This window comes from Paraburkholderia pallida (assembly GCF_004524855.1).
GTDB classification, from domain to species: domain Bacteria; phylum Pseudomonadota; class Gammaproteobacteria; order Burkholderiales; family Burkholderiaceae; genus Paraburkholderia; species Paraburkholderia oxyphila.
This window is the reverse complement of record NZ_CP038149.1, coordinates 967,626-992,781: the sequence shown is the minus strand read 5'-3', so window position 1 is coordinate 992,781 and position 25,156 is coordinate 967,626. Positions and strand designations below refer to the sequence as shown.

General features: G+C 65.9%; 22 protein-coding genes and 1 pseudogene. 10 read left to right on the top strand and 13 right to left on the bottom strand.

Features of this window, described 5'->3' with window-relative positions; all coding sequences use genetic code 11:
- Positions 1-13: 13 nt before the first annotated feature.
- Positions 14-775 (top strand): annotated as a pseudogene (locus E1956_RS19695) (NTP transferase domain-containing protein); the annotation flags it as partial.
- A 60-nt stretch (positions 776-835) separates the two neighbouring features.
- On the opposite strand, the gene E1956_RS19690 reads toward E1956_RS19695, so the two are convergent.
- The gene (locus E1956_RS19690) at positions 836-1,183 is read right to left on the bottom strand and encodes a MarR family transcriptional regulator (RefSeq protein ID WP_134752129.1); all 348 of its coding nucleotides are present in this window, start codon (positions 1,181-1,183) and stop codon (positions 836-838) included.
- A 90-nt stretch (positions 1,184-1,273) separates the two neighbouring features.
- Here E1956_RS19690 and E1956_RS19685 point away from each other — a divergent pair, with 90 nt between their 5' ends.
- The gene (locus tag E1956_RS19685) at positions 1,274-1,891 is read left to right on the top strand and encodes a hypothetical protein (protein WP_134752127.1); all 618 of its coding nucleotides are present in this window, start codon (positions 1,274-1,276) and stop codon (positions 1,889-1,891) included.
- A gap of 54 nt (positions 1,892-1,945) precedes the next feature.
- On the opposite strand, the gene E1956_RS19680 is transcribed toward E1956_RS19685, so the two are convergent.
- Both E1956_RS19680 and E1956_RS19675 read right to left on the bottom strand, forming a co-directional pair.
- Positions 1,946-2,563 carry a hypothetical protein gene (locus tag E1956_RS19680; RefSeq protein WP_134752125.1) on the bottom strand — a complete coding sequence of 206 codons (618 nt, stop codon included), beginning with the start codon at positions 2,561-2,563 and terminating at the stop codon, positions 1,946-1,948.
- Positions 2,564-2,753: 190 nt separating this feature from the next.
- Positions 2,754-3,170: a hypothetical protein gene (locus E1956_RS19675; RefSeq protein ID WP_134752123.1), complete on the bottom strand. Its 417-nt coding sequence runs from the start codon at positions 3,168-3,170 to the stop codon at positions 2,754-2,756.
- Between the two features lie 190 nt (positions 3,171-3,360).
- Between E1956_RS19675 and E1956_RS19670 the strand changes: the two genes are divergently transcribed.
- The 4 genes from E1956_RS19670 to E1956_RS19655 all read left to right on the top strand — a co-directional run bounded on the left by E1956_RS19670 (position 3,361) and on the right by E1956_RS19655 (position 9,773).
- Positions 3,361-4,878, top strand: coding sequence for a sensor domain-containing diguanylate cyclase (locus E1956_RS19670; RefSeq protein WP_134752121.1), 1,518 nt, complete (start codon positions 3,361-3,363; stop codon positions 4,876-4,878).
- A 377-nt stretch (positions 4,879-5,255) separates the two neighbouring features.
- Positions 5,256-6,656 (top strand): FAD-binding oxidoreductase, encoded by a 1,401-nt coding sequence (locus E1956_RS19665; RefSeq protein ID WP_134752119.1) that lies wholly within the window; start codon positions 5,256-5,258, stop codon positions 6,654-6,656.
- Positions 6,657-6,754: 98 nt separating this feature from the next.
- Entirely contained in the window at positions 6,755-8,452 is a 1,698-nt protein-coding gene (locus E1956_RS19660; protein WP_134752117.1) for an AMP-binding protein, read from the top strand.
- 325 nt (positions 8,453-8,777) lie between these two features.
- Entirely contained in the window at positions 8,778-9,773 is a 996-nt protein-coding gene (locus tag E1956_RS19655) for a peptidoglycan DD-metalloendopeptidase family protein (RefSeq protein ID WP_232071738.1), read from the top strand.
- 45 nt (positions 9,774-9,818) lie between these two features.
- Here the strand turns inward: E1956_RS19655 and E1956_RS19650 are convergent, their stop codons facing one another.
- Positions 9,819-10,751, bottom strand: coding sequence for a LysR family transcriptional regulator (locus tag E1956_RS19650; protein WP_134752115.1), 933 nt, complete (start codon positions 10,749-10,751; stop codon positions 9,819-9,821).
- A 96-nt stretch (positions 10,752-10,847) separates the two neighbouring features.
- Between E1956_RS19650 and E1956_RS19645 the strand changes: the two genes are divergently transcribed.
- Both E1956_RS19645 and E1956_RS19640 read left to right on the top strand, forming a co-directional pair.
- Positions 10,848-12,119 carry an MFS transporter gene (locus tag E1956_RS19645; RefSeq protein ID WP_134754629.1) on the top strand — a complete coding sequence of 424 codons (1,272 nt, stop codon included), beginning with the start codon at positions 10,848-10,850 and terminating at the stop codon, positions 12,117-12,119.
- Between the two features lie 222 nt (positions 12,120-12,341).
- Entirely contained in the window at positions 12,342-12,746 is a 405-nt protein-coding gene (locus tag E1956_RS19640) for a DUF302 domain-containing protein (protein WP_134752113.1), read from the top strand.
- 150 nt (positions 12,747-12,896) lie between these two features.
- On the opposite strand, the gene E1956_RS19635 is transcribed toward E1956_RS19640, so the two are convergent.
- Entirely contained in the window at positions 12,897-13,154 is a 258-nt protein-coding gene (locus E1956_RS19635; RefSeq protein ID WP_134752111.1) for a hypothetical protein, read from the bottom strand.
- Positions 13,155-13,675: 521 nt separating this feature from the next.
- Between E1956_RS19635 and E1956_RS19630 the strand changes: the two genes are divergently transcribed.
- Complete coding sequence (locus E1956_RS19630; RefSeq protein ID WP_134752109.1) at positions 13,676-15,106, top strand: cytochrome-c peroxidase; 1,431 nt, start codon at positions 13,676-13,678, stop codon at positions 15,104-15,106.
- On the opposite strand, the gene E1956_RS19625 is transcribed toward E1956_RS19630, so the two are convergent.
- From E1956_RS19625 to E1956_RS19595, 7 genes are all read right to left on the bottom strand, one after another.
- The gene (locus E1956_RS19625) at positions 15,075-16,706 is read right to left on the bottom strand and encodes a sensor domain-containing diguanylate cyclase (RefSeq protein ID WP_134752107.1); all 1,632 of its coding nucleotides are present in this window, start codon (positions 16,704-16,706) and stop codon (positions 15,075-15,077) included. The genes E1956_RS19630 and E1956_RS19625 overlap by 32 nt on opposite strands.
- Before the next feature lie 132 nt (positions 16,707-16,838).
- The gene (locus E1956_RS19620) at positions 16,839-17,624 is read right to left on the bottom strand and encodes a c-type cytochrome (protein WP_134752105.1); all 786 of its coding nucleotides are present in this window, start codon (positions 17,622-17,624) and stop codon (positions 16,839-16,841) included.
- Entirely contained in the window at positions 17,621-19,246 is a 1,626-nt protein-coding gene (locus E1956_RS19615) for a b(o/a)3-type cytochrome-c oxidase subunit 1 (protein ID WP_134752103.1), read from the bottom strand. Before E1956_RS19615 ends, E1956_RS19620 begins: the two co-directional genes overlap by 4 nt.
- Positions 19,236-19,814 carry a cupredoxin domain-containing protein gene (locus E1956_RS19610; RefSeq protein ID WP_134752101.1) on the bottom strand — a complete coding sequence of 193 codons (579 nt, stop codon included), beginning with the start codon at positions 19,812-19,814 and terminating at the stop codon, positions 19,236-19,238. Before E1956_RS19610 ends, E1956_RS19615 begins: the two co-directional genes overlap by 11 nt.
- Before the next feature lie 47 nt (positions 19,815-19,861).
- The gene (locus E1956_RS19605) at positions 19,862-20,044 is read right to left on the bottom strand and encodes a hypothetical protein (protein ID WP_028220877.1); all 183 of its coding nucleotides are present in this window, start codon (positions 20,042-20,044) and stop codon (positions 19,862-19,864) included.
- Between the two features lie 58 nt (positions 20,045-20,102).
- Positions 20,103-21,464 (bottom strand): c-type cytochrome, encoded by a 1,362-nt coding sequence (locus E1956_RS19600; protein ID WP_134754627.1) that lies wholly within the window; start codon positions 21,462-21,464, stop codon positions 20,103-20,105.
- Between the two features lie 43 nt (positions 21,465-21,507).
- Positions 21,508-22,113: a c-type cytochrome gene (locus E1956_RS19595; protein ID WP_134754625.1), complete on the bottom strand. Its 606-nt coding sequence runs from the start codon at positions 22,111-22,113 to the stop codon at positions 21,508-21,510.
- Positions 22,114-22,734: 621 nt separating this feature from the next.
- Between E1956_RS19595 and E1956_RS19590 the strand changes: the two genes are divergently transcribed.
- Positions 22,735-23,472 carry a FadR/GntR family transcriptional regulator gene (locus tag E1956_RS19590; RefSeq protein ID WP_134752099.1) on the top strand — a complete coding sequence of 246 codons (738 nt, stop codon included), beginning with the start codon at positions 22,735-22,737 and terminating at the stop codon, positions 23,470-23,472.
- A 78-nt stretch (positions 23,473-23,550) separates the two neighbouring features.
- Here E1956_RS19590 and E1956_RS19585 read toward each other — a convergent pair whose 3' ends face one another.
- Entirely contained in the window at positions 23,551-25,134 is a 1,584-nt protein-coding gene (locus E1956_RS19585) for an aldehyde dehydrogenase (NADP(+)) (protein WP_134752097.1), read from the bottom strand.
- Positions 25,135-25,156: the final 22 nt, after the last annotated feature.

Sequence of the window (25,156 nt, the reverse complement as noted above, 5' to 3'; positions counted from 1 at the left end):
TATAGGCATACTCGTGAATATCGTGATCCTCGCGGCAGGCATGGGCAAACGCATGCACTCCGATCTGCCGAAAGTGCTCCATCCGCTCGCCGGCCGGCCGCTGCTCTCGCACGTCATCGACACCGCCCGAAGCCTCGCGCCCACGCGCCTCGTGGTCGTGATCGGCCATGGCGGCGAAGCCGTGCGCGCCGCCGTCGCCGCACCCGATGTGCAGTTCGCCGTGCAGGCGCAGCAGCTCGGCACGGGCCACGCGCTCGCGCAGGCGCTGCCGTTGCTCGATGCGAATCAGCCCACGCTCGTGCTCTACGGCGACGTGCCGCTCACGCGCGCGTCCACGCTCGAGCGCCTCATCGACGCCGCGGCCAACGTTGGGCAAAATGGACAAAGCGGACACAAGACGGGCTACGGGATCCTCACCGTGACGCTCGACGATCCGACCGGTTATGGGCGCATCGTGCGCGGCGCGACCGGCCAGGTGCTGCGCATCGTCGAGCAGAAGGACGCGAGAGACGACGAGCGGCTCATCGACGAGATCAACACCGGCATCGTCGTGACGCCCACCGCGCCGCTGGCGGGCTGGCTCGCCGCACTCGGCAGCGATAACGCACAGGGCGAGTACTACCTCACCGACGTCGTGGAAGCGGCGATCGCGGCGGGTCATCCGGTCGTCACCGCGCAGCCCGATGCGGAGTGGGAGACGCTCGGCGTGAACAGCAAGCAGCAACTCGCCGAGCTCGAGCGCGTGTACCAACGCAACGCCGTCGATGCGCTGCTCGCCGCCTTGACAACGGCCGAATCGTTTCCGCCAGGTTGACAGCGCCGTGCGCCTTCGCATTCACGAACCTTTCGCGGCTTTGGCGAATGCCTCGGCGAGCTTGTCGAAATGGCGCAAGGCCGCGGGCGTAAGCTCGATCTGCTTGCGGCGCGCGTCTTCGGTATCGGTGAGCTGCAACCATCCCTTGTCGCGCATCGATGTGATGCGCGCGTGAAGCGTGGCGGGCGAGCCAAGCTGGCTTTGCGCCATCATGTCCCGCACCGACAGTCGGTCTTGGGTTTGCGCCGCGCGTGCCACGAATTCGAGAATCCGTTCTTCGAGCGGGTCCAGACCGGGCAGCGCCGGCAAACCCCGCAGCGCTTCGGCCAGTTGCAGAAATCGCAAATAGATATCAGCGGGACGTGTCATTGCTTGCGCGCTGTTGAAAGGGGCTCGCGTAGCGACACGCGAGCGCGTTATGATCCACTCGATCATAACCATGAGAGAGCAGTTTACCGGATGTCCAGCTTACGGTTACATTTCTTGTCTATAACCGGTACCGTGATAGCGTTTGTGGTGTCGCTATGGGTCAATCAGCTGGTTTTCGCGGATACGTCGTTTGTCCGCGGCGTCAACTGGATTTATCTTCCATCGGGCATCCGCCTGTTGAGCACATTGCTCGTGGGAGTCGACGGATTCATTGGCTTGCTCGTCGGCGGTCTGCTGATGGACTTTCTCTATTGGTTTCCCCATGACCCGGTGCGCGCTATTGCGGGAGCGATTTTTGGTTCACTGGCGCCGTACCTGGTTTACCGGCTTGCGCTGGAGCGCTATCACCTGCGTGCTTCGTTGACGAATCTCACACCGAAGCGGCTTCTGATATTAGCCGTCGCTTATTCGATTGCGAATCCCTTGTTGCATCACATCTGGTTTGCGCTGCAAGGGGATACGCACAATTTTGTCGAAAGCTTCGTCATGATGTTTGTGGGCGACCTGTCCGGGGCGCTGATCATGCTTTATGTCATAAAGGGAATGTTGGCATTGCTGCCGAAACAGCCGGGCGATTCGCACCTGACGAACGGAATGTTCAGCATCCGGTTGGCACTCAATAGCGCCTATGACAATCGGCTCAGGTAGCACGGCGCCTGATATTGATGACGGTTCCGGGCGCACGTTGGTACGCCGTATCGGTCAGGCCTGTGGCGGTTCGCCGAAATTTCGATGTGCGTACTTGTGCGGCCCGCTCATGGAATCGCGAAGCGTCCCCAGCCGATCATGAAAGTCCCGCCAGTTGACGGCGAGTAACGGGATCGTCGGATCGCCGCGCGAGGCGTACGAGAAGAACCGCATCCACCCGTCGAGGAACGCGTTGCTGTCCGGGCGAAGCAAGCAGGGCGGCCTTGCAACAAGAGGGTAATTCAGATTGGGAACTGGCGGGAGTGGGGTTTGACGCGATGCAGCGGGGCGGTCGTCTGTGGCCTCGCCTCCAGAGTCTTGTCCGCCAAGATAACGCTGAACGACCTCGTTCACCGCGTTCGTTGAAAGCTCGATAAATGACACACGGACATCGTCCAGAGTCCTGGACGCGATAGCCCGCTCGGCTAAATCGATCGTGACGCGTTTGAGCGCTACCGTCCTGACGTAGTCAGGCAGCGTGCGAAAGGTTGCCTCGCCGTGGCGCAACGCATCTTGAAAGAACGGATAGCGCGCGAGCCATGGGTCGGCAGCACGATCAATCGGTTGACGCGCTGTATCTAACCCATGGCGCTGGGCAACGCGCTCCATTCCGGCGATTTCTCTCAGGTTCATTGTTATGAAAACTATAACGATCAGCCGGCGAGTTGGCAAGGGATGCCGCCTGAATTGACGACTCTACCCAGGTTGTCGGCCACGTCGCGACGAACTTTAGGGGCGCACGCCAGGGGTGCACGTTTTCATCGGGCTTTCAGTCTCGCGTCGTTCTGCGCGTCATGGTACAACGCGTTACCGCAACACAGCCTTAGCCGGTCGCAAGCATGGCGGGCAGCAATGACCCGTTAACCCCACTGGTGACATACTGTTCCCCGTCTGCGCGGCCGGCATCCGCACCTCGATGAAAGGCTGCGGAATCGCTTTCAGGATTCGCCCATTGCGTGCCGGCAATGCGCGGATAAATCAGGGCAATGGCGAGGCAGCCAGCGTCCATGGCCACCCCCTGATCGGCGATCGCCCATGCGGTGCAGATGGCCGCGGAAAAGCCGTACAGATAGCCGGCAAGCGTTGCCGTCATATCGGCGCTCAAGCTGCAGGGCTGATATTCGCTGCGCATGATGGCGCTAAGGCCCAATGTGGCGACGATGGAGGCGATCTGATGGGCCGAAGCGGTGGAGGCCGATTGGGCTGCCGCCCTGTTCGCGCGAAACCATGAGCCGTTCATTGCCGTCCCCGATTGATTTTGGTGTCCGCGCAATGCATGCTGTCACGGCACTGGGTCACTATGGAGACTGCCCGGAAATCATTCTGTTCGGTGGTGAACGTCTGAACACAGGAAAGCCCTCCAGCCCGGCGGGCCGCTCTGGCTGAGCGGTGTCGCCGGAACAGGAAACGGAGTCGGATGTGGCCTGAAGATGACAAGAACGCAAAAGAACCGGTCCGCTTTTTTCGTCAACCGCATCCGGCGAATCGCCTCGACATCCTCGCTGGTTGTCGGTTCCTGCGCGTTGATTGCAATCGTCATGGTCGGCCTGTGCGGGCTCGTCCTCTATCAGGGGCGGCTCGACGCACTGAGTCACACGCGGGATACCTTGCGTGACATCTCCTTGATCGCCCAGCGCGATATCGAGCGCAATTTCGAGTTGTATGAGCTGTCGCTACAGGCGGTGGTCGACGGACTGCAACAGCCTGAGGTCATGGCGCTGCCGCCCCATCTGCGCAGGCAGGTGCTGTTCGACCGGGCGGCCAGTGCCCGATACCTCGGCTCGATGCTGGTGCTGGACGCCGCGGGCAATATCGTCATCGACTCCGGGAGCGATACCCCACGCGCGGGCAACTTCGCCGACCGGCCTTACTTCATCGTCCAGCGCGACCATCCTGACGTGGGCCTCTACATCAGCGACCCGTACCAGTCGCGTCTGCGTGGCGGCGAGCCCAGCATTGCCCTGACACGACGGCTCTCCCATCCGGACGGTTCGTTCGCCGGGATTGTGCTGCTGTCCGTCAATCTCGAGTACTTCCACAAGCTGTTCGCCGGCCTCTCGCTCGGCCCGCACGGCTCGATGTCGCTGATCGGCCACAACGGGATCATGATCATGCGGCAACCCTACGATCTCCGGATCGTCGGGCGCAGCATCAAGGGGGCCAGCACCTACCGGCACTTCCTGTCCGCGCCGGAGGGCAGCTTCAGCGAGACCGCGTCTATTGACGGCACGCGCCGGCTTTACTGGTTCTCCAATTTCCCGCGCTATCCGCTCATCATCATGGTGGCGGCGGCCGACCAGGACATCTACGCCGCGTGGCGCCGGCGCACGCTGTTCATTGGTTCGCTGATGCTCGCGTTCGGTTCGGCCTTTGTCGCCTTGTCGATGCTGTTGGGTGTCCAGTTGCGGCGCCGCATGCGGGCGGAATCGGAACTGCAGCTGCTCGCGCGCACCGACGGGCTGACCGGCCTGAACAACCGGCGCAGTCTCGGTGAAATACTCGAACAGGAATGGCGCCGCGCGCGGCGCAATCGCAGTGTGATGTCGCTGCTGTTTCTCGATATCGACCGGTTCAAGGCCTACAACGATACCTATGGTCATCAGGCCGGCGACGATGCGCTCGCGGTGGTGGCGCGCTGCATCAGCGCAAGCATTCGCCGGCCCGCCGATACGGCAGCGCGCTACGGCGGGGAGGAGTTCGTGGTCGTGCTTCCCGAGACACCGGCGTCGGGGGCGGCGGAAATTGCGGAACGGATCCGCAGCGCGATCGCCGGGTGCGAGATCGAGCACGCGGGTAGCGAATACGGGCGGGTGACGGCGAGTATCGGTGTGGTCAGCCGCGTCCCTGAGACCGGTGACGACCTGAGTGCCGCGATCAAGGCCGCCGACGAGGCACTGTATCAGGCGAAAATCAGCGGCCGGAACAGGGTGTCCCAGTACGAGCCGTGAGCGTGGTATCGCGATACTCGCGGGGCAGGGCGCCGTCGCCGCATAAGGGCGAATGCGCGCGTTTCATTCCCGTGCGCTATCAGGACCCGGTGCGGCGCCGATGGTAGGCGGTCGCCCGCAAACCGGGAAAACCCTACAATCAACTTTCTGTTGCTTTACTATATTTACGGTGGTGAGCCAGCGGGCAGCCGGAAAAGGCGCTTTTTTCGTCATAACAATCAACGCGTCCATTCTTCCGTCGAGTCCTGGCAGCCCATTGAGCTTTAGAGCGCCGGGCAACGATTGTAGGACTACTGAACGCTGCCGTGGTGAAGAGTGCCTGGCCGTGAGCATCTGTTCATCCTGCTGGTTCACGCTGAGCAACAGGAGTGAGTCCGATGGCGACTGATCGAGCAAGCGCGGGTAGCGGAGCGGGCGTGGCGCAACCCGTGCTGGAGGGCTTCGATGGGCTTCGGCAAAATCTCCGTGGTCAGATTGTCGTGCCCGGTGATGCCGGCTACGAGCAAGCGCGCAAGGTATGGAACGGCGCCATCGACCGGCGCCCCGCGCTGATCGTCTATTGCATCTGCTCCAGCGACGTGGTCGAGGCCGTCAATTTCGCCAGAGAGGGTCATCACGCGGTGGCCGTGCGCAGCGGTGGGCACAACCTGGCGGGTCTTTCGGTCTGCGACGCGGGCGTGGTGATCGACCTGTCCCGGATGAAGCAGATCGACGTGGACCCCGTGCGCCGCATCGCGCGCGCGGAAGCTGGCCTCACGCTGCATGAGTTCGACGAGGCGACTCAGGCTCACGGCCTCGCGACGACGATGGGCGTCAACAGCGACACAGGCATGGCCGGACTGACGCTCGGCGGCGGGTTCGGCAAGCTCGGCCGCAAATATGGCCTGGCCTGTGACAACCTGGTGGCGGTGGAGATGGTGACCGCCGATGGTGAGTGTCGCCGCGCGAGCGCGACCGACAACGTGGATCTTTTCTGGGCCGTGCGCGGCGGTGGCGGCAACTTTGGCATCGTGACCGCGTTCGAATACGTGCTGCATCCCATAGGCACGAATCTTCTTGCCGGCTCGCTGATGTACCGCTATGGCGATGCGCGGGACGCGATGCGGTTTTACGCAGCGTTTGCGCACAGTGCGCCCGATGAACTGAGCCTCGATGCCGCGCTCGCCACGGCACCATCGGGAGAGCGCTTTTTTAACGTCTCCGTTTGCTATGTGGGCGCGATGGAGGAGGGCGAGCGGGTTGTCGCGCCGCTGATGGCGTATGGGGCGCCAGAAGCACGGCCGCTCGAGCCGGTCCCTTATCTGCAACTGCAATCGGCCAGCGATGCCGTCTTTCTGCGCGGGCGCCGCTACTACTGGAAGGCCCAGTTTCTGAGCGAACTGAGCAACGGCGCAATCGACGCTTTGCTTCGTGTCTACGAAAGCGCGCCCTCGCGCGCTTCCATGTTCATCCTGCAACAGGTTGGCGGCGCCATCGCACGCGTGCCGAAGCCGGCCACCGCTTATGCGAATCGCGAGGCGCTCTTCGACGCTTTTCCGCTCTCGATCTGGGACGAAGCCACGGAAGACGACCTCAATATCCGCTGGGCTCGTGAAGCGTGGAGCGCGCTGAGACCGTTCTCGACGGGCGGCGTCTACGCGAACAACCTGGGCGATGAAGGCGAGGATCGGGTGCGCGCGGCGTTCGGCGAAAACTATTCGAGGCTGGTGGAAGTCAAGCAGCGCTATGACCCGGACAACTTCTTCCGGCTGAATCAGAACGTCAGACCGACACCCTAGTTCACGCTGTTTCGCAGCGGTGCAACGCACGCGCATGCCTGCTGGTCCGATCCAGGCGGGAACACACTGCGAGAGACCCGTGAAGGAGCCGGCTCACCATGACGATTGCAGACGACGCAACGCTCCTGGACCGCTTTTTCGAGTGGGAATCCCGGCGGCGCGATCATGTCTATCTCACGCAACCCCGGCCCGATGGATTGGTCGTCGACTACACATGGGGTGAGGTCGGGGAGCAGGCGCGCCGGGGCGCGGCGTATTTCCTCTCGCTGGGTTTGCCGGAGGGCAGCCGTATCGCGCTGCTCGGCAAGAATAGCGCGCACTGGATCATCGCGGATCTCGCGATCATGCTCGCCGGCATGGTCAGCGTCCCGCTCTATCCGTCGTTCAGCGCCCAATCGGTCCGCTACGCGCTCGCGCATAGCGGCGCTGCATTGCTGGTGCTCGGCAAGCTCGACGGCGTGAGCGACAACTGGCCGAACATCGCTGCGCAACTGCCGCCCGGCTTGCCGATGCTCGGCTTGCCGCAATCGCCGCGCAAGGACATTGCACAGTGGGACGACGTGCTCGCGCGACATGCGCCGCTCGCCGCCGTGCATCGGCCGCAACGAGACGCCTTGTGCACGATCGTCTACACATCGGGCTCGACCGGCGAGCCGAAGGGCGTGATGCACTCTCATGGCAGCATGGCGGCGGCATTCCTGATCATGGATCGGGCGGGCTGGTGGGCGACCACACCGGACGAGCGCGGGTTCTCGTATTTGCCGCTGGCCCACATGGGGGAGCGCATCGCGGTGGAGACCGCGTCGCTCGCGTTTGGCTACCGCGTGTTCTTCGCCGATTCGCTGGCGACGTTCGCGCGCGATCTGAAGCGCGCGCGGCCGACGATCTTCTTGTCGGTGCCGCGCCTGTGGAACAAGTTCTATCTCGGCGTCTGCGAGAAGCTGCCGCTTTCGAAGCAGCGCGTCCTGTTCGCGCTGCCGTACGTGGGGCACAGGGTCAAGCGCAAGATTCTGGGCGAGCTCGGACTCGATCAGGCGCGCATCGCCATTACCGCCACCGCGCCGCTGCCGCCACATCTGATGCGCTGGTATCGCAGCCTCGGTCTCGAGCTGCTCGATATCTACGGCATGAGCGAAAACGCCGCGATTTCGCACGTGACGCGTCTGGGGCACGCTCGCGCGGGCACGGTTGGCCAGCCCCAGGCCGGCGTCGAGGCGCGCATTGCCGGGAATGGCGAACTCGAAGTCAAAAGCCCGGCGCAGATGCTCGGTTATTACGGGCAGCCGGAAATGACCGCCGCGCAGATGACCGCGGACGGGTTCTTCCGCACCGGCGACTGCGGTGTCATCGATGCGGAGGGCTTTCTCACCCTGACCGGCCGCGTCAAGGATATCTTCAAGACTGCGAAGGGAAAATACGTCGCGCCGCTGCCGCTCGAGCAGAAGCTGCTCGAGCATCGTCACATCGAGGCAGCCTGTGTGGCCGGTGCGGGCCTCGCGATGCCGTTCGCGCTGTTGCAGCTTGCGGCCGACGTGCGCGACGCCCTGGCCAACGGCACCTGTGACCGTGCCGCGTTGACGGACGAACTCGCGGCATTGCACGCGCGGATCAACGCCTGCGCTGAACGCCATGAGCAGTTGCAGTACGTTGTCGTGGTCAAGGATGTCTGGAGCGCCGAGAACGCGATGCTGACGCCGACACTGAAAATTCGCCGCGCCGCGATCGAAGCCCGCTACCTGCGCGATGCGCAGGACTGGTCGAAGCTGGGCAGGGCGGTGGTTTGGGAGGCGCGCTGAGGCTTTCAGCGAAGACGTGAATTGGTCCGGCATCGCGACCGCCGGGCGCGCCGCCGGTTGCCGCAGGCTATCGTGCGCAATCCCGTCGAACTACCGCGAATGGGGCATCAAAAAGAGGGAATTAACGTTATTGACCATTTTTAAGATTCGCTTAAGAAATCTTCCTTAGCCTCGGGTCTTTCGCCCATCGGCGCTGCAATGGCGCCGGTGTCTCTACGAAAGCGGCGTGTTGCGCGCGGCTTTCTGCCAGCCAGCCGTACCCGATCCGTTTCAGTAGATGCCCAAATTCGTATCGACGACCTCACAGGGAGTCGCGGGTAGAGCGATGCTCGTTGCCGCACTCAGCACCGCCTGCACGGCGTGGCTCTCGCACGAGATGCCCAGACCCGGCGCCGAGATTTCGCTGCACGCCTCCGACGATCTCCCCGAGCGCGCCGCGCACGACACCGCCCCGGCCATCGCCGCGCCCGCTGTTCCCGCTTACCGCGTCGAGACCGCCGAGGTCACACAGAGCTTTTCGGCCACGGCGAACCAGTTGGGCGTGGACGCCGCCGCCACCGCGAAGCTCGCCCGCGCCCTCGCGGGGCGGCTCGACCTGCGGCGCGATTTGCAGCCCGGCAGCGAGGTGCGCCTCGTGTTCCGCAACGGCGCGGCGAACGCAGCCGGCGCGCAGGCCAGCGCGCCTGCCGGGCCGGCTGGCGCTGCGGGAACTGCCGCACTGGCCACAACGTCCGATGCCCCCGTCGCGATGCGCGTTTCCACCGGCAAGGATTCGCACGACCTGTTCCTCTACCGCAATCTCGACGGCAAAGCGTTCTACTACAGCGCCGACGGCAAGCCGGCCGCGCTATCGTTCCTCCGTTATCCGCTCGACTACACGCGCGTCTCGTCGGACTTCTCGCCAAACCGGTTCGACCCCGTCACGCACCGCTGGGCCGCGCACGAGGGCGTCGATTTCGCTGCGCCCGTGGGCACGCCCGTGCACGCGACCGCGCAGGGCACGGTGACGTTCGCGGGCTGGCAGACGGGCTATGGCCGCGTCATCAAGATCAAGAATTTCGGTGAATTTTCCACGACCTTCGCGCACCTGTCGCGCTTCGCGAAGACGCTGCGCGTGGGCAGCGCGGTGCGCCAGGGCCAGGTGATCGGCTATGTGGGCAAGACGGGCTGGGCGACCGGGCCGCATCTGCACTACGAAGTGCATGTGGACCACGTGCCGGAGGATCCGCTCACGGTCGAACTGCCGATCCGCACGGCCTTGAACGGCGCGGACATGGAGCGTTTCGCGCAGCAGGTCCAGCAGATCACGCCGATGCTGTGAGCGCCGGGCGAGCGCGATGCGTGCGCGTTGTGGATTAGCGCAAGACTATTTCGCCGCCCGCGTGTCGTCATACGTCGCCAGGCCGCTTGCAGCCAGCACCTCGGTCAACGAACGGCGCAGCAGTTCGACGGGCCGCACCAGCCGGCCCGGCAGCGAGCCGTGCACGAACCATACGTCGACGCCGGTGCGGAAATCGACGGCATCGATCACCTGCAACGCGTCGCGATGCGCGGAACGCTCCAGCACGTCCGGCGTGGCGACGCCGATGCCGAGACCGCGCGCCACCAGCGATAGTTGGAGGTCCGAACCAAATGCCTCGACCGCCACGTTGAACGGCAAGCCGGCCATTTCCAGCGCGCGGCTCAACGCCGAGCGCATCCCGCAGCCGTTCTGGTTGAGCACCCACGCATGACTGGCCAGATCGGCGAGCGTCACGGGCGTATCGGGCAGGCCCAGCGAGCGCGGCGCGACGATCACGGTCGGCTGGAACGCGAGGGCGATTGCGCGCACGGTCTCGGGCGGCGTGAAGTTCGAAGGCATCAGGACGACTGCCGCGTCCAGCGCCGCCCGTTCGACGCTTTGCAAGAGGCCAGGCGACCAGCCCGCCGTGATCCTCAGGGTCAGCCGCGCAAACGCGCTGCGCAACTGATCAATCGGCTTTTCCAGCGCGATGTCGGCCAGAAACGGCGGCATGCCGATCCTCAGTTCGCCGGACGGCTCGCTGTCCGTCGAGGCCACCGACAGCAGATCGTCCACCGCGCCCAGCACGGTGCGCGCGAGCGCATAGACCTCATGGCCCGTGGCGGTCGGCTTGAGCGGCTTGCTCTGGCGATCGAGCAGTTCGGCGCCGAGCGTGCTTTCGAGGCTCTGCACGCGCCGCGTCAGACCAGGCTGAGTCAGATGAAGGCGCTCGGCGGCGCGCACCATCGAGCCACTTTCGATGACCGCAACGAACGCCTGCAGATCCCGTGTGTTCAAAACAAACTCGCATAATCGATATGCACATGTTTCAATTGTAGCATGTTGGAAGAGGGGCCAGGATGGGCGATGTCCCTTCCCTGGAGCGTCACGCTGATGAATCCCTCTGCTCAAACGCGCGCCGAGACCGTCGCACCGATTGCCGCCGAAAGCCCGCACGCGCAGACCCTCACGCCGCTGCTCACGATCTTCTTCGCCACGGCAGTCGGCGTGATCGTGATGAACCTGTTTGCGGCGCAACCGTTGACCGGCCAGATCAGCCGGAGTCTCCATCTTGCGCCGCAGTTCGCGGGCCTGGCCGCGATGCTGCCGCAACTCGGGTACGCGGCCGGTCTGGTGCTGTTGGTGCCGCTCTGCGATCTCCTCGAGAACCGCCGCCTGATCGTGCACACGCTGGCATGCTGTGCCGTTGCGCTCGGCATCGCGATGTTCAGCGCCTCACGCGGCGTATTTCTTGCCGCCGTATTTGCAGCCGGTGCCGCATCGAGCGTGATTCAGATGCTGGTGCCGATGGCCGCGTCGATGGCGCCGGAAAGCCATCGCGGACGCGCGGTCGGCAACGTCATGAGCGGCCTGATGCTCGGCATCCTGCTCTCGCGTCCCGCCGCGAGTCTGGTGGCCGGAACGATCGGTTGGCGTGCGTTCTACGGCATGGCGGGGGCGATCGATGCGCTGCTCGCGGTCGTGCTTTACCTGCAGTTGCCGACCCGCACGCCGGCGAACTCGACGCGCTATGGGACGCTGCTGGGCTCGCTGTGGACGCTGCTGCGCCACGAGCGCGTGCTGCAACGCAACGCCGTCTCGGCGGCGCTGGTGATGGGCGCATTCAGCGCGTTCTGGACCGCGATCGGTTTGCGGCTCGTGCTGCCGCCGTTCAACTTCGGCATGAACGGGATCGCGCTGTTCGCGCTGGCCGGCGCGGCGGGCGCAATCGTCACGCCGCTGGCCGGGCGCGCGGGCGATCGCGGCTGGGGCCGCAGGACCGTGTTCGCGGGGCACATGACGATGCTGGTTGCGCTCGTCGCAATCGGTGTCGCGGGCTCCGGCTGGGGAGGATTCTCAGCGCGCGCGCATCCGCTGCTGGCGGTGGCGATGCTGGTGGCCGGCGCGGCCGCGCTGGACGCTGGCGTGGTCACCGATCAGACGCTGGGCCGTAGAGCAATCAACCTGATGAACCCGGCCGCGCGCGGCAGGCTCAATGGGCTGTTCGTCGGCGTGTTTTTCATCGGCGGCGCGCTGGGCACGGTGCTGGCGGGTGCGATGTGGGCGTGGGCCGGTTGGGGCGGCGTCTGCATGCTGGGCTTTGCCTTCACGGGGCTCGCATGTGTGCTCAGGCTGGCCGGTGCGGCGGGCGGAAGCGAGGTTTGAAAACCTGAGCAACGTCAACGACTGCGCCACCATTCGACTCACGAGCCTGCGCGAACGCCCATCGTGCGGCCCGCGCTTTTTGCGCGGGCGCGCCGGCGCCGGTTTCAGGGCGGGCGCTTTATTGATGGACTAAAGTGCGATAGCGCGCTGGACCCGGGTCCGTCACGAGTGTGAGCAGGCCCTGGATGCAGGCACGCGTTTCGTCCACCCAGGAGCCTTGCCATGATCGAGCACGATCAGCACCCCTCGTCCATTCTGACGTTCAAGAGCGCATACGACTTCGATACGACGATCGCGCGTCTCAAAGCGGCGCTCGAGGGCGTGAACGCCGTCGTGTTTGCCGATGTGGATCAGCGCGAGGCGGCGGCGCTCGTGGGCCTCGAGTTGCGGCCCACGAGGCTCATCATGTTCGGCAACCCGAAGGCGGGCACGCCGGTCATGGTGGCCAATCCGCACGCGGCGCTCGAACTGCCGCTGCGGCTCGTGGTGTGGGAGGACGACGAAGGGCGCGTGCACGTGGACTATCGCGATGTGTCGCAAACGCTCGGGCCGCTCTATGCCATCGAGCCCGAATTGCTTGTGCCCTTGCAGCGCGTGCCGGAGCTTTTGCAGGCCACGGTGCACTGAGGCGCGACTCACGCGCCGGCGCACGAAGGCACCCCGCGCGCCGTGCGCGCGAATTGGGGCGCAACGGCGCGGCCGGCGCCGCGCTAGCCAGGCCAGCGCAGCCGGCGCGCCGCGCACGCACGCGGCTCGACCTGGCCGCTTACTGAGCGCTTACTGCCCGAAAAATATATCGCACTGCGAACGAGGCCAGCAGGCCTTGCCCGTGCGTTGGCCCGCGACGCTGTGCGTATCGGGCATGCCGCCGTACGACATGTCGGTGCCGGCCTGGGCGGAGGCATCCGCGTCATCGGTCATCGTCTGATGCGCGCGTTGCTGGGGCACCGGCTCGTCCTTCGACTGTGCCGTTGCAGGCGCACCGGCTGCCAGCGCCGCCACGCAGCCGGCGATCAACGCCAATCGGATCTTCATCTCAACACTCCTTCCGGAACACAACGCAAAGCCAACCCGGTGCGCGCACGGCCATTCAACGCGCCGTGCGCGCTCGGGGGGAAGGCCGGATGCCGGCGCAAAAGGCCGGGCTGCCGGACGTGTTAGGGTCTGTTCACTAATCGATCACGCCTCCGCCGGTTCGGGAGGCGGCGCAGCGTGGCGCGGCGCAAGATGAAGGTGAGAGCGGGCGCGCAGAGAACATCCGCGCTGCACTTTCGTTATAGCTCGCGCGCGCAAGAGTGCAACGCGACCGCGCACTGATTAGTGCACGTTTCTTTCCAAAATGAAATGAAGCGAAAGCTTAAGGAAATCAGATGGTCGCCGTGCAGTCATGTTCAGGTGTTGTAATGCGCTCGCCCTGGTGTCTGGTAAATCGCATGCGTCAGTAGCGATTCGAATTCGAATACGCCGTCGATATCCGCGCAGGATGCGCGCCCGCGCCGGGTGTTGTGCCGGTTTTGATGTCGGCGGCTTCTTTGCTTCGCCAAGAACAAGGCAATATGTCCGAGCTCTCTTCTCCGCCTTCTCCCGCTTCCACTGCGGCCCGCACCAGGGCGAAGCCCGCGCGCCTCGCGCTGCGTGCCGCCGCGGTCGTTGCCATCGCCGCGCTCGGCTTCAGTGCCTACGCCGTGGCCTTTCCCGCCGATGTGCCCGAATCCGTGGGCACCATCGTCGAGAGCCTCACGGGCGCGAATCCGCATCCCGTGGTGCTGCAACGTCCGCCCGTGGCGCCGCTTTCTGCCATGGCCCAGCTCGGCAAGCAGCTTTTCTTCGACCCGTCGCTTTCGGCTTCGGGCAAGCAGTCGTGCGCGTCGTGCCATAGCCCCGAGCATGCCTACGGGCCGCCCAACGGGCTCGACGTGCAGCAGGGCGGTCTCGCGATGACGCAGCAGGGCTATCGTCCGCCGCCGTCGCTCATGTATCTGTATCGCCAGCCGAATTTCAGCATCGGCCCCGACGCGGGCGAAAACGACGACGCGCCCACGGTCGCGCAGCAGGCCACGGCCTCAGCCGACGTGGTGAAATCGCAGAAGACCGCGGGCGGTCCGTCGACCTCGGTGGAGATGGTGCCGCAAGGCGGGCTGTTCTGGGACGGCCGCGCCGACACCTTGCAGCAGCAGGCTTACGGCCCGCTGCTCAATCCGGTGGAAATGGCGAACACGAGCGTCGATGCGGTGGCCGGGAAGCTCCAGCACGCGCCCTACGCGAAACACTTCACGGAATTGTTCGGATCACGAATCTTCGACGACCGCAAGCTGCTCGTCGCCGAAGCGATGTTCGCGATCTCGCGCTATCAGGTGGAGGACCCGTCGTTCCACCCGTACAACAGCAAGTATGACCGCTGGCTGGAGGGGCACGCGCGCCTGAGCCGGGCCGAGCTGCGCGGCCTGCGCCTCTTCAACGACGACAAGAAGGCGAACTGCGCGGGCTGCCACCTTTCGAAGCCGGGCAAGGACGGCCTGCCGCCGATGTTCACCGACTACCAGTACGAGGCGCTCGGCGTGCCGCGCAACCGCAAGCTCGCGCAGAACCACGACCCGCGCTTTTTCGATCTGGGCGTATGCGGGCCGTTCCGCACCGACATGAAGGACCAGACGCAGTATTGCGGCATGTTTCTCACGCCCACGCTGCGCAATTCGGCCACGCGCACGGTGTTCTTCCACAACGGCCTCTATCACAACCTCGATCAGGTGATGGCGTTCTACAACGAGCGCAACACCGACCCCGGCAAGTTCTATCCGCACGATGCCCACGGCAAGATCGAGAAATACGACGATATCCCGCCGCAACTCTGGAAGAACGTGGACATTACGGACGCGCCGTTCGATCGCAAGTTCGGCGACAAGCCCGCGATGACCGACGATGAGATCCGCGACATCATCGCGTTCCTGAAGACGCTCAACGACGATCCGGTGCCGTCGTCGAACTAGCCTCAGGCGGTCGCGCCGGCGGCTCGCTTTCGACGAGCGCGTTGCGCGGGTCGGGCGGCGGGCCGTCGAAGGCCGTTGCCTTGACCTGGTTGCGGCCGGCCTGCTTCGCCGCGTAGAGCGCCTCGTCCGCGGCGCGCAAGAGCGCATGCGCGCCCGTGCTTTCGCGCGGCGTGCAGGTCGCGCCGCCCACGCTGACCGTCACCGAGCCGTGCTCGCTGTGCCCGTGCGCGATGCCGAGGCGCTGCACGTTCGCGCGGATCTGCTCCGCAATGGTCAACGCGCCATCGGGCGGCGTGTTCGAGAGAACCACCGCGAACTCCTCGCCGCCGTAGCGCGCCGCCATGTCCGTCGCGCGATGCACGGTGGCCTCGATCGCGTGCGCCACGGCGGCGAGCACCTCGTCGCCCACCGCGTGGCCGTAGAAGTCGTTGAAGAGCTTGAAGCGGTCGATGTCGATGAAGAGGATCGAGAGCGGCTCCTCGGCGCGGCGGGCGCGGTTCCACTCGTTCACGAGACGCAGATCGAGCGCGCGGCGGTTCGCGAGGCCGGTGAGGGCGTCGGTGACCGAAAGCCGTTGCAGCTCGGATTCGGCGCGCAGCCGCGCGCGCAGTCCGAACGCGAGCAGCCACGAGGAGAGCGCGACCACCACGCCGAAGACGAGCGACATCGGCCCGTTGAGCGCGACGCGATGGTGCCACGCCGCGAGCGTGTCGTCGAGCGCGGGCGCAACCGCCACGATCAGCGAACTGTGCGGAACGCGTCGCCAGGTGTAGATGCGCGTCGTGCCGTCCTCGTCGTCGCGCGCGATGAACGTGCCCTCGCTCGATTTGAGCATCGGCGCGACCTGCTGCTGCGAGGCGAGATTCGTGCCCACGTCGTAATCGGAGTACGGTTTGCGGGCGAGCAGCGTGCCGTCGTCGAGCATGATGAAGACGGCGCCGTGGCGGCCCGCATCGATACGGTCGAACAACTGCTGGAAATACGCGAGGCGCAGCGTGAGCAGCACGACGCCGCCGAACGCGCCGTCGTAGTCGTTCACGCGGCGCGAGAGCCCGATCGCGTATTGGCCTTCGTTCACGCGCGAGCGGAATGGATCGGAGATGTACATGCCCACCGAGCGGCTGCGCTGCTGCGCGCGGAAATAATCGCGGTCCGCGAGATTGATGTTCGGGTAGTCGCGGCCGTCCGCGGACTCGACGATCTGGCCGTGCGCATCGACATAGAGGGCGCCGTCGAGATAAGTCGAGCTCGCCACCTTGCCGAAAATGAGCTTGCGGCGCAGGTCGCGCGGCAGCGTGGCCGTGCGCGGGTCGCGGATCGATTCGAGCGCGTCTGTGAGGATCAGGTCGTAGACACCGAAATTGCTTTCGAGGTGCGAGGCCACCAGCGAGACCAGCATGCCGGAAGTCTGCCGTGCGTTCGTCAGCGCCTGTTCGCGTTGTTGCGCGAAGCCCGTGAACGCCAGCGCGACGATCGCGATGCCGACGAGCGTGCCCACGCAGCCCGGCACGAACGGATGGCGGCCGAGCCAGCGGAACTGCGCCGCGAACGCATTGCGCACGGCACGGGTCAAGCGTGCGTGCAACGGCCTGGACGCCATGATCGGGGCTCTCCACAGGAGTGAGGGGGAAGCGCGCGGCGCGCAAGCGGCGTGTTGCGCGCCCCGCGCGGCTTGAGTCGATTAAATCGATTGAATCGATTGAGTCGGGCGTGCCGCCATGGGCACGTGGCGCTAGCGTGCGCCGCCCGCGTACCAGGCCGCCGCCGCGTCGATTTCCTCGGGGGTCATGTTGCGCGCGATGTTGCGCATCTGCTCGGAAATGTCGTTGTGGCGCGTGCCGTCCGCGAAGGCCGCGAGCTGGGCCTTGGTGTAGGCCGCCGGCAAGCCGTCGAGCCAGGGGCTGCCCACCTTGTGGTCGACGCCGCCGTGGCATGCGGCGCACGCCGGGATATTGCGCAGCGGCGCGCCTTCCGAGACGATCGTAGGCGCATCGCCGCGCACGCGCGCCGCGCTCGGCAGCGACGCGTAGTAGGCCGCGAGGTCGCGCATGTCCTGATCCGAGAGATTCTGCGCCATTGGCGACATCACCGCGCTCTTGCGCGCGCCGCTCTGGAAATCGAGCAGCTCCTTGTACACCACGCTCGCGAACTGCCCCGCGAGATTCGGCGAATTGGCCTCGCTCATGCCGCGCGGGCCGTGGCACATCGTGCAGCGCAGCGAGAGCGTGGCGCCGCGCCCGATGGAGAGGCTCGTGGCGTCGTCGAACATGTGCGGCGTGAGCTCGACCGTGCTCACCTTGTAGCCGGGCGCGATCGGGGTGCCCACCTGATACCACTGGCGCGGCACGCCGGCCGCGCTGCAGATCGCGTTCCAGATGCCCTGGAAGTGCGGATCGCTTTGCGCCGAAGGCAGCCAGACGAAGCCGATCAGCGCGGAGACCACGAGCACGAGGATCGTCGCGCCCACGCTCGCGCGGAACCACACATTGCGTAACGTGAACAGGCGTTCGTCGCTCATCGCGGCGCTCCAATCGGAATCGCGGGCACGGCCGTGTTGGGTGTCGCGAGCAGTTGGGCGATGGGGTAGCCGTAGTTGGTGATCGTGAGGGCGATCATCAGCACGATCCACAGCGCGAAGCTGTTCAGCGCGGCGGGCAGCACGGGCGATTCATGCACCGGCGCGCTGAAGCGGTATTCCTCGGGCGCCTGTGCGGCGCTGCGATGGCCCTGCAGCAGCACCACGAAGAACAGGATCGCGGAGATCACGAGAATCAGCCCGCCCACGGCCGAGATCGTCACGAGGCTCGCCTGCGCGGCCAGCGCGGGGTCGCTGTAGTCGAAGTAGGCCATGCGGCGCGGCATGCCGAGAATGCCGACCAGGTGCCACGGAAACGTCGTCACGATCATGCCGATGAACCACAGCCACAACTGCCAGCGCATGAGCCGCCAGTTGGTGAGCGCGCGGCCCGTGAGCTGCGGCCACAGATCGTAGGCGATCGCGAAGTACATGATGACGATCGCGCCGCCGTAGATCAGGTGAAAGTGGCCCGTGACCCATTGTGTGTTGTGGATGGGCTGGTCGAGCTGGTAGCTCATGTTGATGAGCCCGCCCGCGCCACCGAAGCCGAGCATCACGAACGAGAACGCCACTGCGAGCATCTGCGGGTTCTGCCATGGCAGCTTCGCGATCCAGCCGAAGGTGCCCTTGCCGCCGCGCAGCCGCCCCGCGATCTCGACCGAGGCGCAGATCGTGAAGACCGTGAGCAGCGTGGGCACGGCCACGAGCGCCGTGAACACCGACTGCAGGAACTTGAAGCCCGAGCCCACCTGCGGGTCGGTGAAGAGGTGGTGCAGGCCGATGGGCATCGCCACCACGAGGAACAGGATGAACGAGATGCGCGCCATCGCATCGCTATAGAGGCGGCCGCCGATCGCGCGCGGAATGATCGTGTAATAGGCGATATAGGCGGGCATGAGCCAGAAGTAGACGATCGCGTGCAGTGTCCACGAGAAGAACACGCGCGCGAGGCCCGCGTCGATGGTGTTGCGCAGGCCGAGCGCGACGGGCAGGATCTGGAACAGCACTTCGATGGCCGCGCCCACGGCGGTCCAGCCCCACAGATACGCGCCCGCCGTGGTCGCGAACATCGCGAGCGGCACCGGCTTGCCGCGGTTCTCGCGCCGCCACGCCGCGAGATTCACGCTCATCAGCGCGACCCAGACCCACGAGCCCACCACCACGAGCACGACGCCGATGTAATAGAACACGTTGCCGATCATCGGCGGATAGAAGGTGTAGAGCACCGAGGCGCGGCCGAGCGCGACGGGCACGGATGCGGTCACCGCGCCGAGCGCGAGCAGGATGAAGCCGAGCCATGCCCAGCGCACGCCCACGAGCGGCCGCTTGAGCGCGAGCTCGCTGACCGCGTAGCCGAAGCCCATGGCGATGAGCGTGGGGAACGCGTAGCCCATCACGGTGCCGTGCTCGGTCACCGAGCGGTAGTAGAGCTCGGGGTCGTGCAGCCACGGATGCAGCGGGCTGCGCACGAGCATCTGCCACGCGCCAAGCAGCAGCGCGACGCCGAACAGGATGAAGGCGAGCCAGAAGTGGGCGAGCACGAGTCGCTTGTTATTTAACACAGCTCAGTCTCCGCGATTGGTTCTCCGGAAGGGCCGCCATCTGCATGAATGCATCGCGATCGACGACCTTCACGTGCGCCCACATGCCCTGATGACCCGTGCCGCAATACTCGTGGCACGGCATGAGGTGATCGCCGGTCTGCTCGAAGGTCGTGCGGAAGGTGGAGACGTAGCCCGGCTCGACCATCGAATTGAGGTTCGTGTCGGTCACGAGAAAGCCGTGCACGACGTCGGCGCTGGTGGCGCGGAAGGTGATGGGCACGCCCGCCGGCACGACGATGCATTGCGGCGTGAACGAGTACTGCTGCGCGAGCACGCGCACCGTGACGGAGCCGTCCGGCTCGAGCGCGCTGCCCAGATTCGTTTCGACGAATTCGCCCGAGACGTGCAGCGTTCGCGGGTCGATGATCTCGACGCGCGAAGGCGGCATCATCGACCAGTGCAGGCCGGTGAAGATCACCATCGCCACCAGCACGAGAACGAGCGCCACCATGAGCGTGGCCCAGCGGCGCTCCACGCGCGCGGCGACTTCGGCGCTGCCATGGGGATCGGTTGGATGCGTGGACATGAGGGCGGTTGGCGCGAGGATGGAGTGAGGGGTTAGGGCCGGCGCATTTATTGAATGACGCCGCGAGGCAGGAACACCCAGAAATAGAACGCAAACCAGATCGCGGCCACGATGGCCGTGGCAATGCCGGCGAGCGCGAGCGCGCCGTGCGGCCCGCGGCGCACGATCTCGTCGACCTGCTCGTGCTGCGGGGGCTCACCGGGCTGTTGCGGAACGGGAGTCTCGATCATCGCGGCCTCGGGTTGAAACGCTGTTTGAAACTCGGTTTGAAAACTTCGCAGCCACAGCTCAGAAAAGCGGCGCCGAGCGCAGCGCATTCACTTCCTGCGCGGAAATCGGCGTGCCGTGATTGCCCCATGCCGTGCGGATATAGGTGACCACGGCGGCGATTTCCTCGTCGGAGAGCAATTGCGCGAACGGCGGCATGCCGTACGGCATCGGGTTCTTCTTCGTGCCTGGCGCATAGCCGCCGTTGAGCACCATGCGGATGGGGTTCACCGCCGAGTTCATCTGGATCGACTGGTTGTTCGCGAGCGGCGGGAAATGCGGCAGCTTTCCCTGGCCTTCGGCGGCATGGCATTCCGCGCACTGCGCCTCGTAGATCTTCTTGCCGAGCGGCGCGAGACGGTTGGCTTCCTCGGTCACGAACTGGCTCTTGGGCGACTTGTCGACTTCGTTGGTGTGGCCGGGTAGCGACTTCAGATAGACGGCCACGGCGCGCACGTCGTCTTCGGTGAGGTACTGGAAGCTGTCGTAGACGACTTCGGCCATCGGCCCGTACACGGCGCCGCGATTGGACACGCCGGCGTGCAGCAGATCGACGATATCGTCGATGCTCCAGTCGCCGAGTCCCGCCTCCTTGTTCGAGGTGAGCGAAGGCGCGTACCAGTTCTGCAGCGGGATCAGGCCGCCCTGGAACTCCTTCGAAGCCGTGTTGCCGCCGAGCGCGTTGATCTCCGTGTGGCACATCGTGCAGTGCCCGAGGCCCTCGACCAGATACGCGCCGCGGTTCCATTCCACCGACTGCTTCGGATCGGGCTTGAACTCACCCGCACGGAAGAACAGCGCGCGCCAGCCGAGCAGGAGCTGACGCTGGTTGTACGGAAAGCGCAGCGTATGCGCGCGATTGGGCTGATGCACGGGCGGCGTCGACAGCAGATACGTGTAGATCGCGTCGGAGTCGGCGCGCGTGACCTTGGTGTACGAAGCGAACGGCATCGCGGGATAGAGCAGCGTGCCGTCGCGCGATTTGCCTTCATGCAGCATGCGATAGAACTCGTCGGCGCTCCACGCGCCGATGCCGTATTCCTTGTCCGACGAGATATTCGGCGTATAGAGCGTGCCGAACGGCGTTTCCATCGGCCGGCCGCCGCCGAACATCTGCTGCGAAGGCACGGTATGGCAGGCGATGCAGTCGCCGGCGCGCGCGAGATACTCGCCGCGCACGAGTTGCTCGGCATTGCTCGCCACGGGCTTGGCGTTGGCCGATGCCGCCGCTGCGGCTGCGGCGGCCGCATCCGCGGCATTGGCGGTGGGCGCGCCGGTTTGCGCCTGCGTGAGCGCGGCGCCCGCGCACCAGAGCGCGGCGCCCAGCGTCAGGGCGCGGGCGAAACGCTTCGCACGTGTTGGCGCCAGCGCGGGGGCCGGCATCGTCGGGATGAGGGATCGAAGTTTGCGCACGTCGAGGCCTCGGCTAGTGGGGGACGCTGCCGCACGCGAGCGGCAAGGGCGAGGGCGCAGCGGGCATCGGATTGGCCGGCGCGGGCTGCGCGGCGAGCCAGGCGGCGATGGCCGTGATGTCGCGCTCGGAGAGCAGCGAAGCGATGTCGTGCATGCAGTCCGGGCTGGCGGCGCGGCGCGTGCCGTAGCGGAACGCGCCCAGTTGCGCGCTGATGTAGTCGGCATGCAGGCCCACGAGGCCCGGAATGGCGGGCTGCATGCCGGTCAGCGAGGCGCCGTGGCAGGCCGCGCAGGCGGGCACCTTGCGGCTGGCCTCGCCGTTCATGACGAGCGACTTGCCGAGCGCGAGCGTGGCCGCATCGACCTTGGGCGTGGCGGGCGGCGGATAGGGCGGATGCTCTTGCGCGAAGAATTCGGCGATCTGCTTCAGATAGGCATCGGGCAGATACGCGAGCAGATAGTTCATCGGCGGGTAGCTGCGGCCGCCGTCGCGAAACGCGATGAGCTGGTTGTAGAGATAGCCGGCGGGCTTGCCGGCGAGGCGCGGGAAGTAGTCGTTGTCGGTGCCTTCGCCGTGTGCGCCGTGACACGCGGCGCAGCCCATCACGCGGGCCTGCATGGTGTCAGGCGCGCGCTCCGCGGGTGGCGCCGCGAAGGGCGCGGCGCACGGCAGCGCGAGCGCAAGGGCACAGAGGACAACGCGGACGATGCGGTTTCTCAATGATTCCCTCGTTGCGGATTGTGGACGGCAGGGACGGCACAAGCGCGATGCGATTCGGTATCAGTTGAGGCGTCGTCCGGCGCGGTGATGGGCTCGCTCGTGGGCTGCGCCTTGTAGGCGCAGCGTGGCGACCGCGTTCCGGCACGCATCTTCTGGAGCACATTATCGTGGAAAAACGCGAGCTGTCGAGTTGAACGTGTACAAATTGTCCGCAGCGTTTTTTTCGATTCGGCCTTAAATAAGGACGTTTGCTAACGCATGCATATTGAGGATCAAACGCGGTTTGCATCGATCAATACGGAATCCGAATCAATTGGCGCGGCCATGCGCTTTTGTCCGGTAACGATTCCGCTCATCGTGCGCACGCCGTCAATCATGTTGGCCGACCCGGTTGTCCGATGTCTTCGGTCGTGCGCTGGAGTCATGCGAAGCGGCGCTGGCGCGAGCGATTCGACGACGGGGCGTGCAGTTGTCCGACGACGTATAATGAAACGAAATTCGCATCCCAAGGAGGGGACGATGGCCGATTCGAGCGCCGCGCCCATACCCACCCGCACCCGCAATCTTGCCGAGCAGGCCGTCAACTACATCAACGAGCAGATCGCTTCGCGCATGCTCAAGCCCGGCGACAAGCTGCCGACCGAAAGCAGTCTCATGGGCACGCTAGGCGTGAGCCGCACCGTGGTGCGCGAGGCCATCTCGCGGCTGCAGGCGATGTCGGTGATCGAGACGCGTCATGGCATCGGCAGCTTCGTGCTGGAGCCGCGCCGCGAGCCGCTCGATCTCGAGGTCGTGCCGGCGAGCACGCTCAACGACCTGCTCTCGGTGCTCGAGTTGCGCATCAGCCTCGAAACGGAGTGCGCCGGGCTCGCCGCGCAGCGCGCGAGCGAGCGCGACCTCGCGAATATCCGCACGGCGCTCGATGCGATCTCGGTCGCCACGCGCTCAGGCGGTGATAGCGCCGACGCCGATCTGCAGTTCCATGTCTCGGTGGCGCGCGCGACCGGCAACCGCTATTTCGTCGACATCCTCACGCAGATGGGGGCGGCACTGATTCCGCGTCATCGCATCGATTCGGCCGGTATCGCGCATAGCGATCCGAAGGCCTATGCCGAACTCGTGAATCGCGAGCATGAGAGCATTTTTGAAGCCATCGCGAGGCACGATTCCGAAAGCGCGCGCGCGGCGATGCGCATGCATCTGTCGAGCAGCAGGGAGCGGTTGAGGCGCGCGGCGGCAGCGGGGGAGGGGGCTTGATAAGACAAGAGCGATATTGTTTCGCTCACGGCGACAAACGACGCGCCGACCGACATAGTCGGTCAGCGCGCCGATCCATCACCCCCGCACAACCTCCCCATCCCTGCGCCGCCAGAGCCCAAGCGGATTCGCATCCGCGAGCGCCTCAGGCAGCAGCTCAGCCGGAAAGTCCTGATAGCAGACCGGGCGCAGGAAGCGCTCGATCGCACTCGTGCCCACCGAGGTCGCGCGGCTATCGGAGGTAGCCGGGAACGGTCCGCCATGGACCATCGCGTGCGCCACTTCCACGCCGGTCGGGAAGCCGTTCACGAGCAGGCGGCCCGCCTTGCGCTCGAGGATAGTCACGAGGCGCTTCGCGGCGGGCAGGTCGTCGCGCTCCATCTGGATCGTGGCGGTGAGCTGGCCCGCGAAGTGCTCCGCCACCGCGAGCAGCTCCGCCTCGTCCGCGCAGCGCACCAGCGTCGAGGCCGGCCCGAACACTTCGTCCTCGAGTGCGTGCTGCGCGAGGAAGGTCTTCGCGTCGGTCACGAAGAGTGCGGCGCACGCCTCGTTCGGGCCGCGCTCCGGTTGACCCTGCGCGCACGCCTGCACGCCCGGCGTTTCGGCGAGACGCCGCGCGCCCTGTTCATAAGCCGCGTGGATGCCGGCCGTCAGCATGGTTTGCGCGGGCTTGCCGGCGAGCGCCGTCTGGGCGGCTGCGACGAACGGCGCCAGCGCGGGGCTGTCCACGGCGATCACGAGCCCCGGGTTCGTGCAGAACTGGCCCGCGCCCAGTGTGAGCGAATCGACGAAACCCTGGGCGATGGCCGCGCCGCGCGTCGCGAGCGCCTCCGGCAACAGGAACACCGGATTGATACTGCTCATTTCCGCGTAGACGGGAATCGGCTCGGGTCGCTGCGCGGCGATCTGCATGAGCGCGGTGCCGCCCGCGCGCGAGCCGGTGAAGCCCACGGCCTTGATGGCCGGATGCGCAACGAGCGCCTCGCCCACGGTGCGCCCCGCGCCGACGATCAGCGAGAACACGCCTTCGGGCAGCCCCATGTCCTTGACGGCCTGCTGGATCACGCGGCCGACCATCTCCGAGGTGCCCAGGTGCGCGCCATGCGCCTTCACGACCACCGGGCAGCCCGCCGCGAGCGCGGCCGCGGTGTCGCCGCCGGCCACCGAGAACGCGAGCGGGAAGTTGCTCGCGCCGAACACGGCGACCGGCCCGACCGCGATCTTCTGCAGGCGCAAGTCGGCGCGCGGCAGCGGCTTGCGCTCGGGCAGGGCGGAGTCGAGCGTCGCGCCTAGCCACAGGCCCTGGCGGACTTCCTGCGCGAACAGGCGCAGCTGGCCCACGGTGCGGGCGCGCTCGCCTTCGAGGCGCGCCTTCGGCAGGCCCGTCTCCGCGTGCGCGCGCTCCGTGAGCGCGTCGCCTAGCGCCGCGATGCCGTCGGCGATGCGCTCGAGGAACGACGCGCGCACGGCGAGCGGCAGGCCTCGGTAAGCATCGAAGGCCGCGGCGGCCAGCGCGCAGGCCTGCACCACGTCTTCGACGGTGCCGCTGCCGAACACCGGAGCAGGGATGTCCGCGTCGGTCGATGGGTTGTAGGCCAGCAGCGGCTTGTCCGAGCCGCGCACCGCGCGGCCCCCGATCAGCATTTCGCCGGTGATTTGCATGTTGCCTCCTGGTTTCGTTACG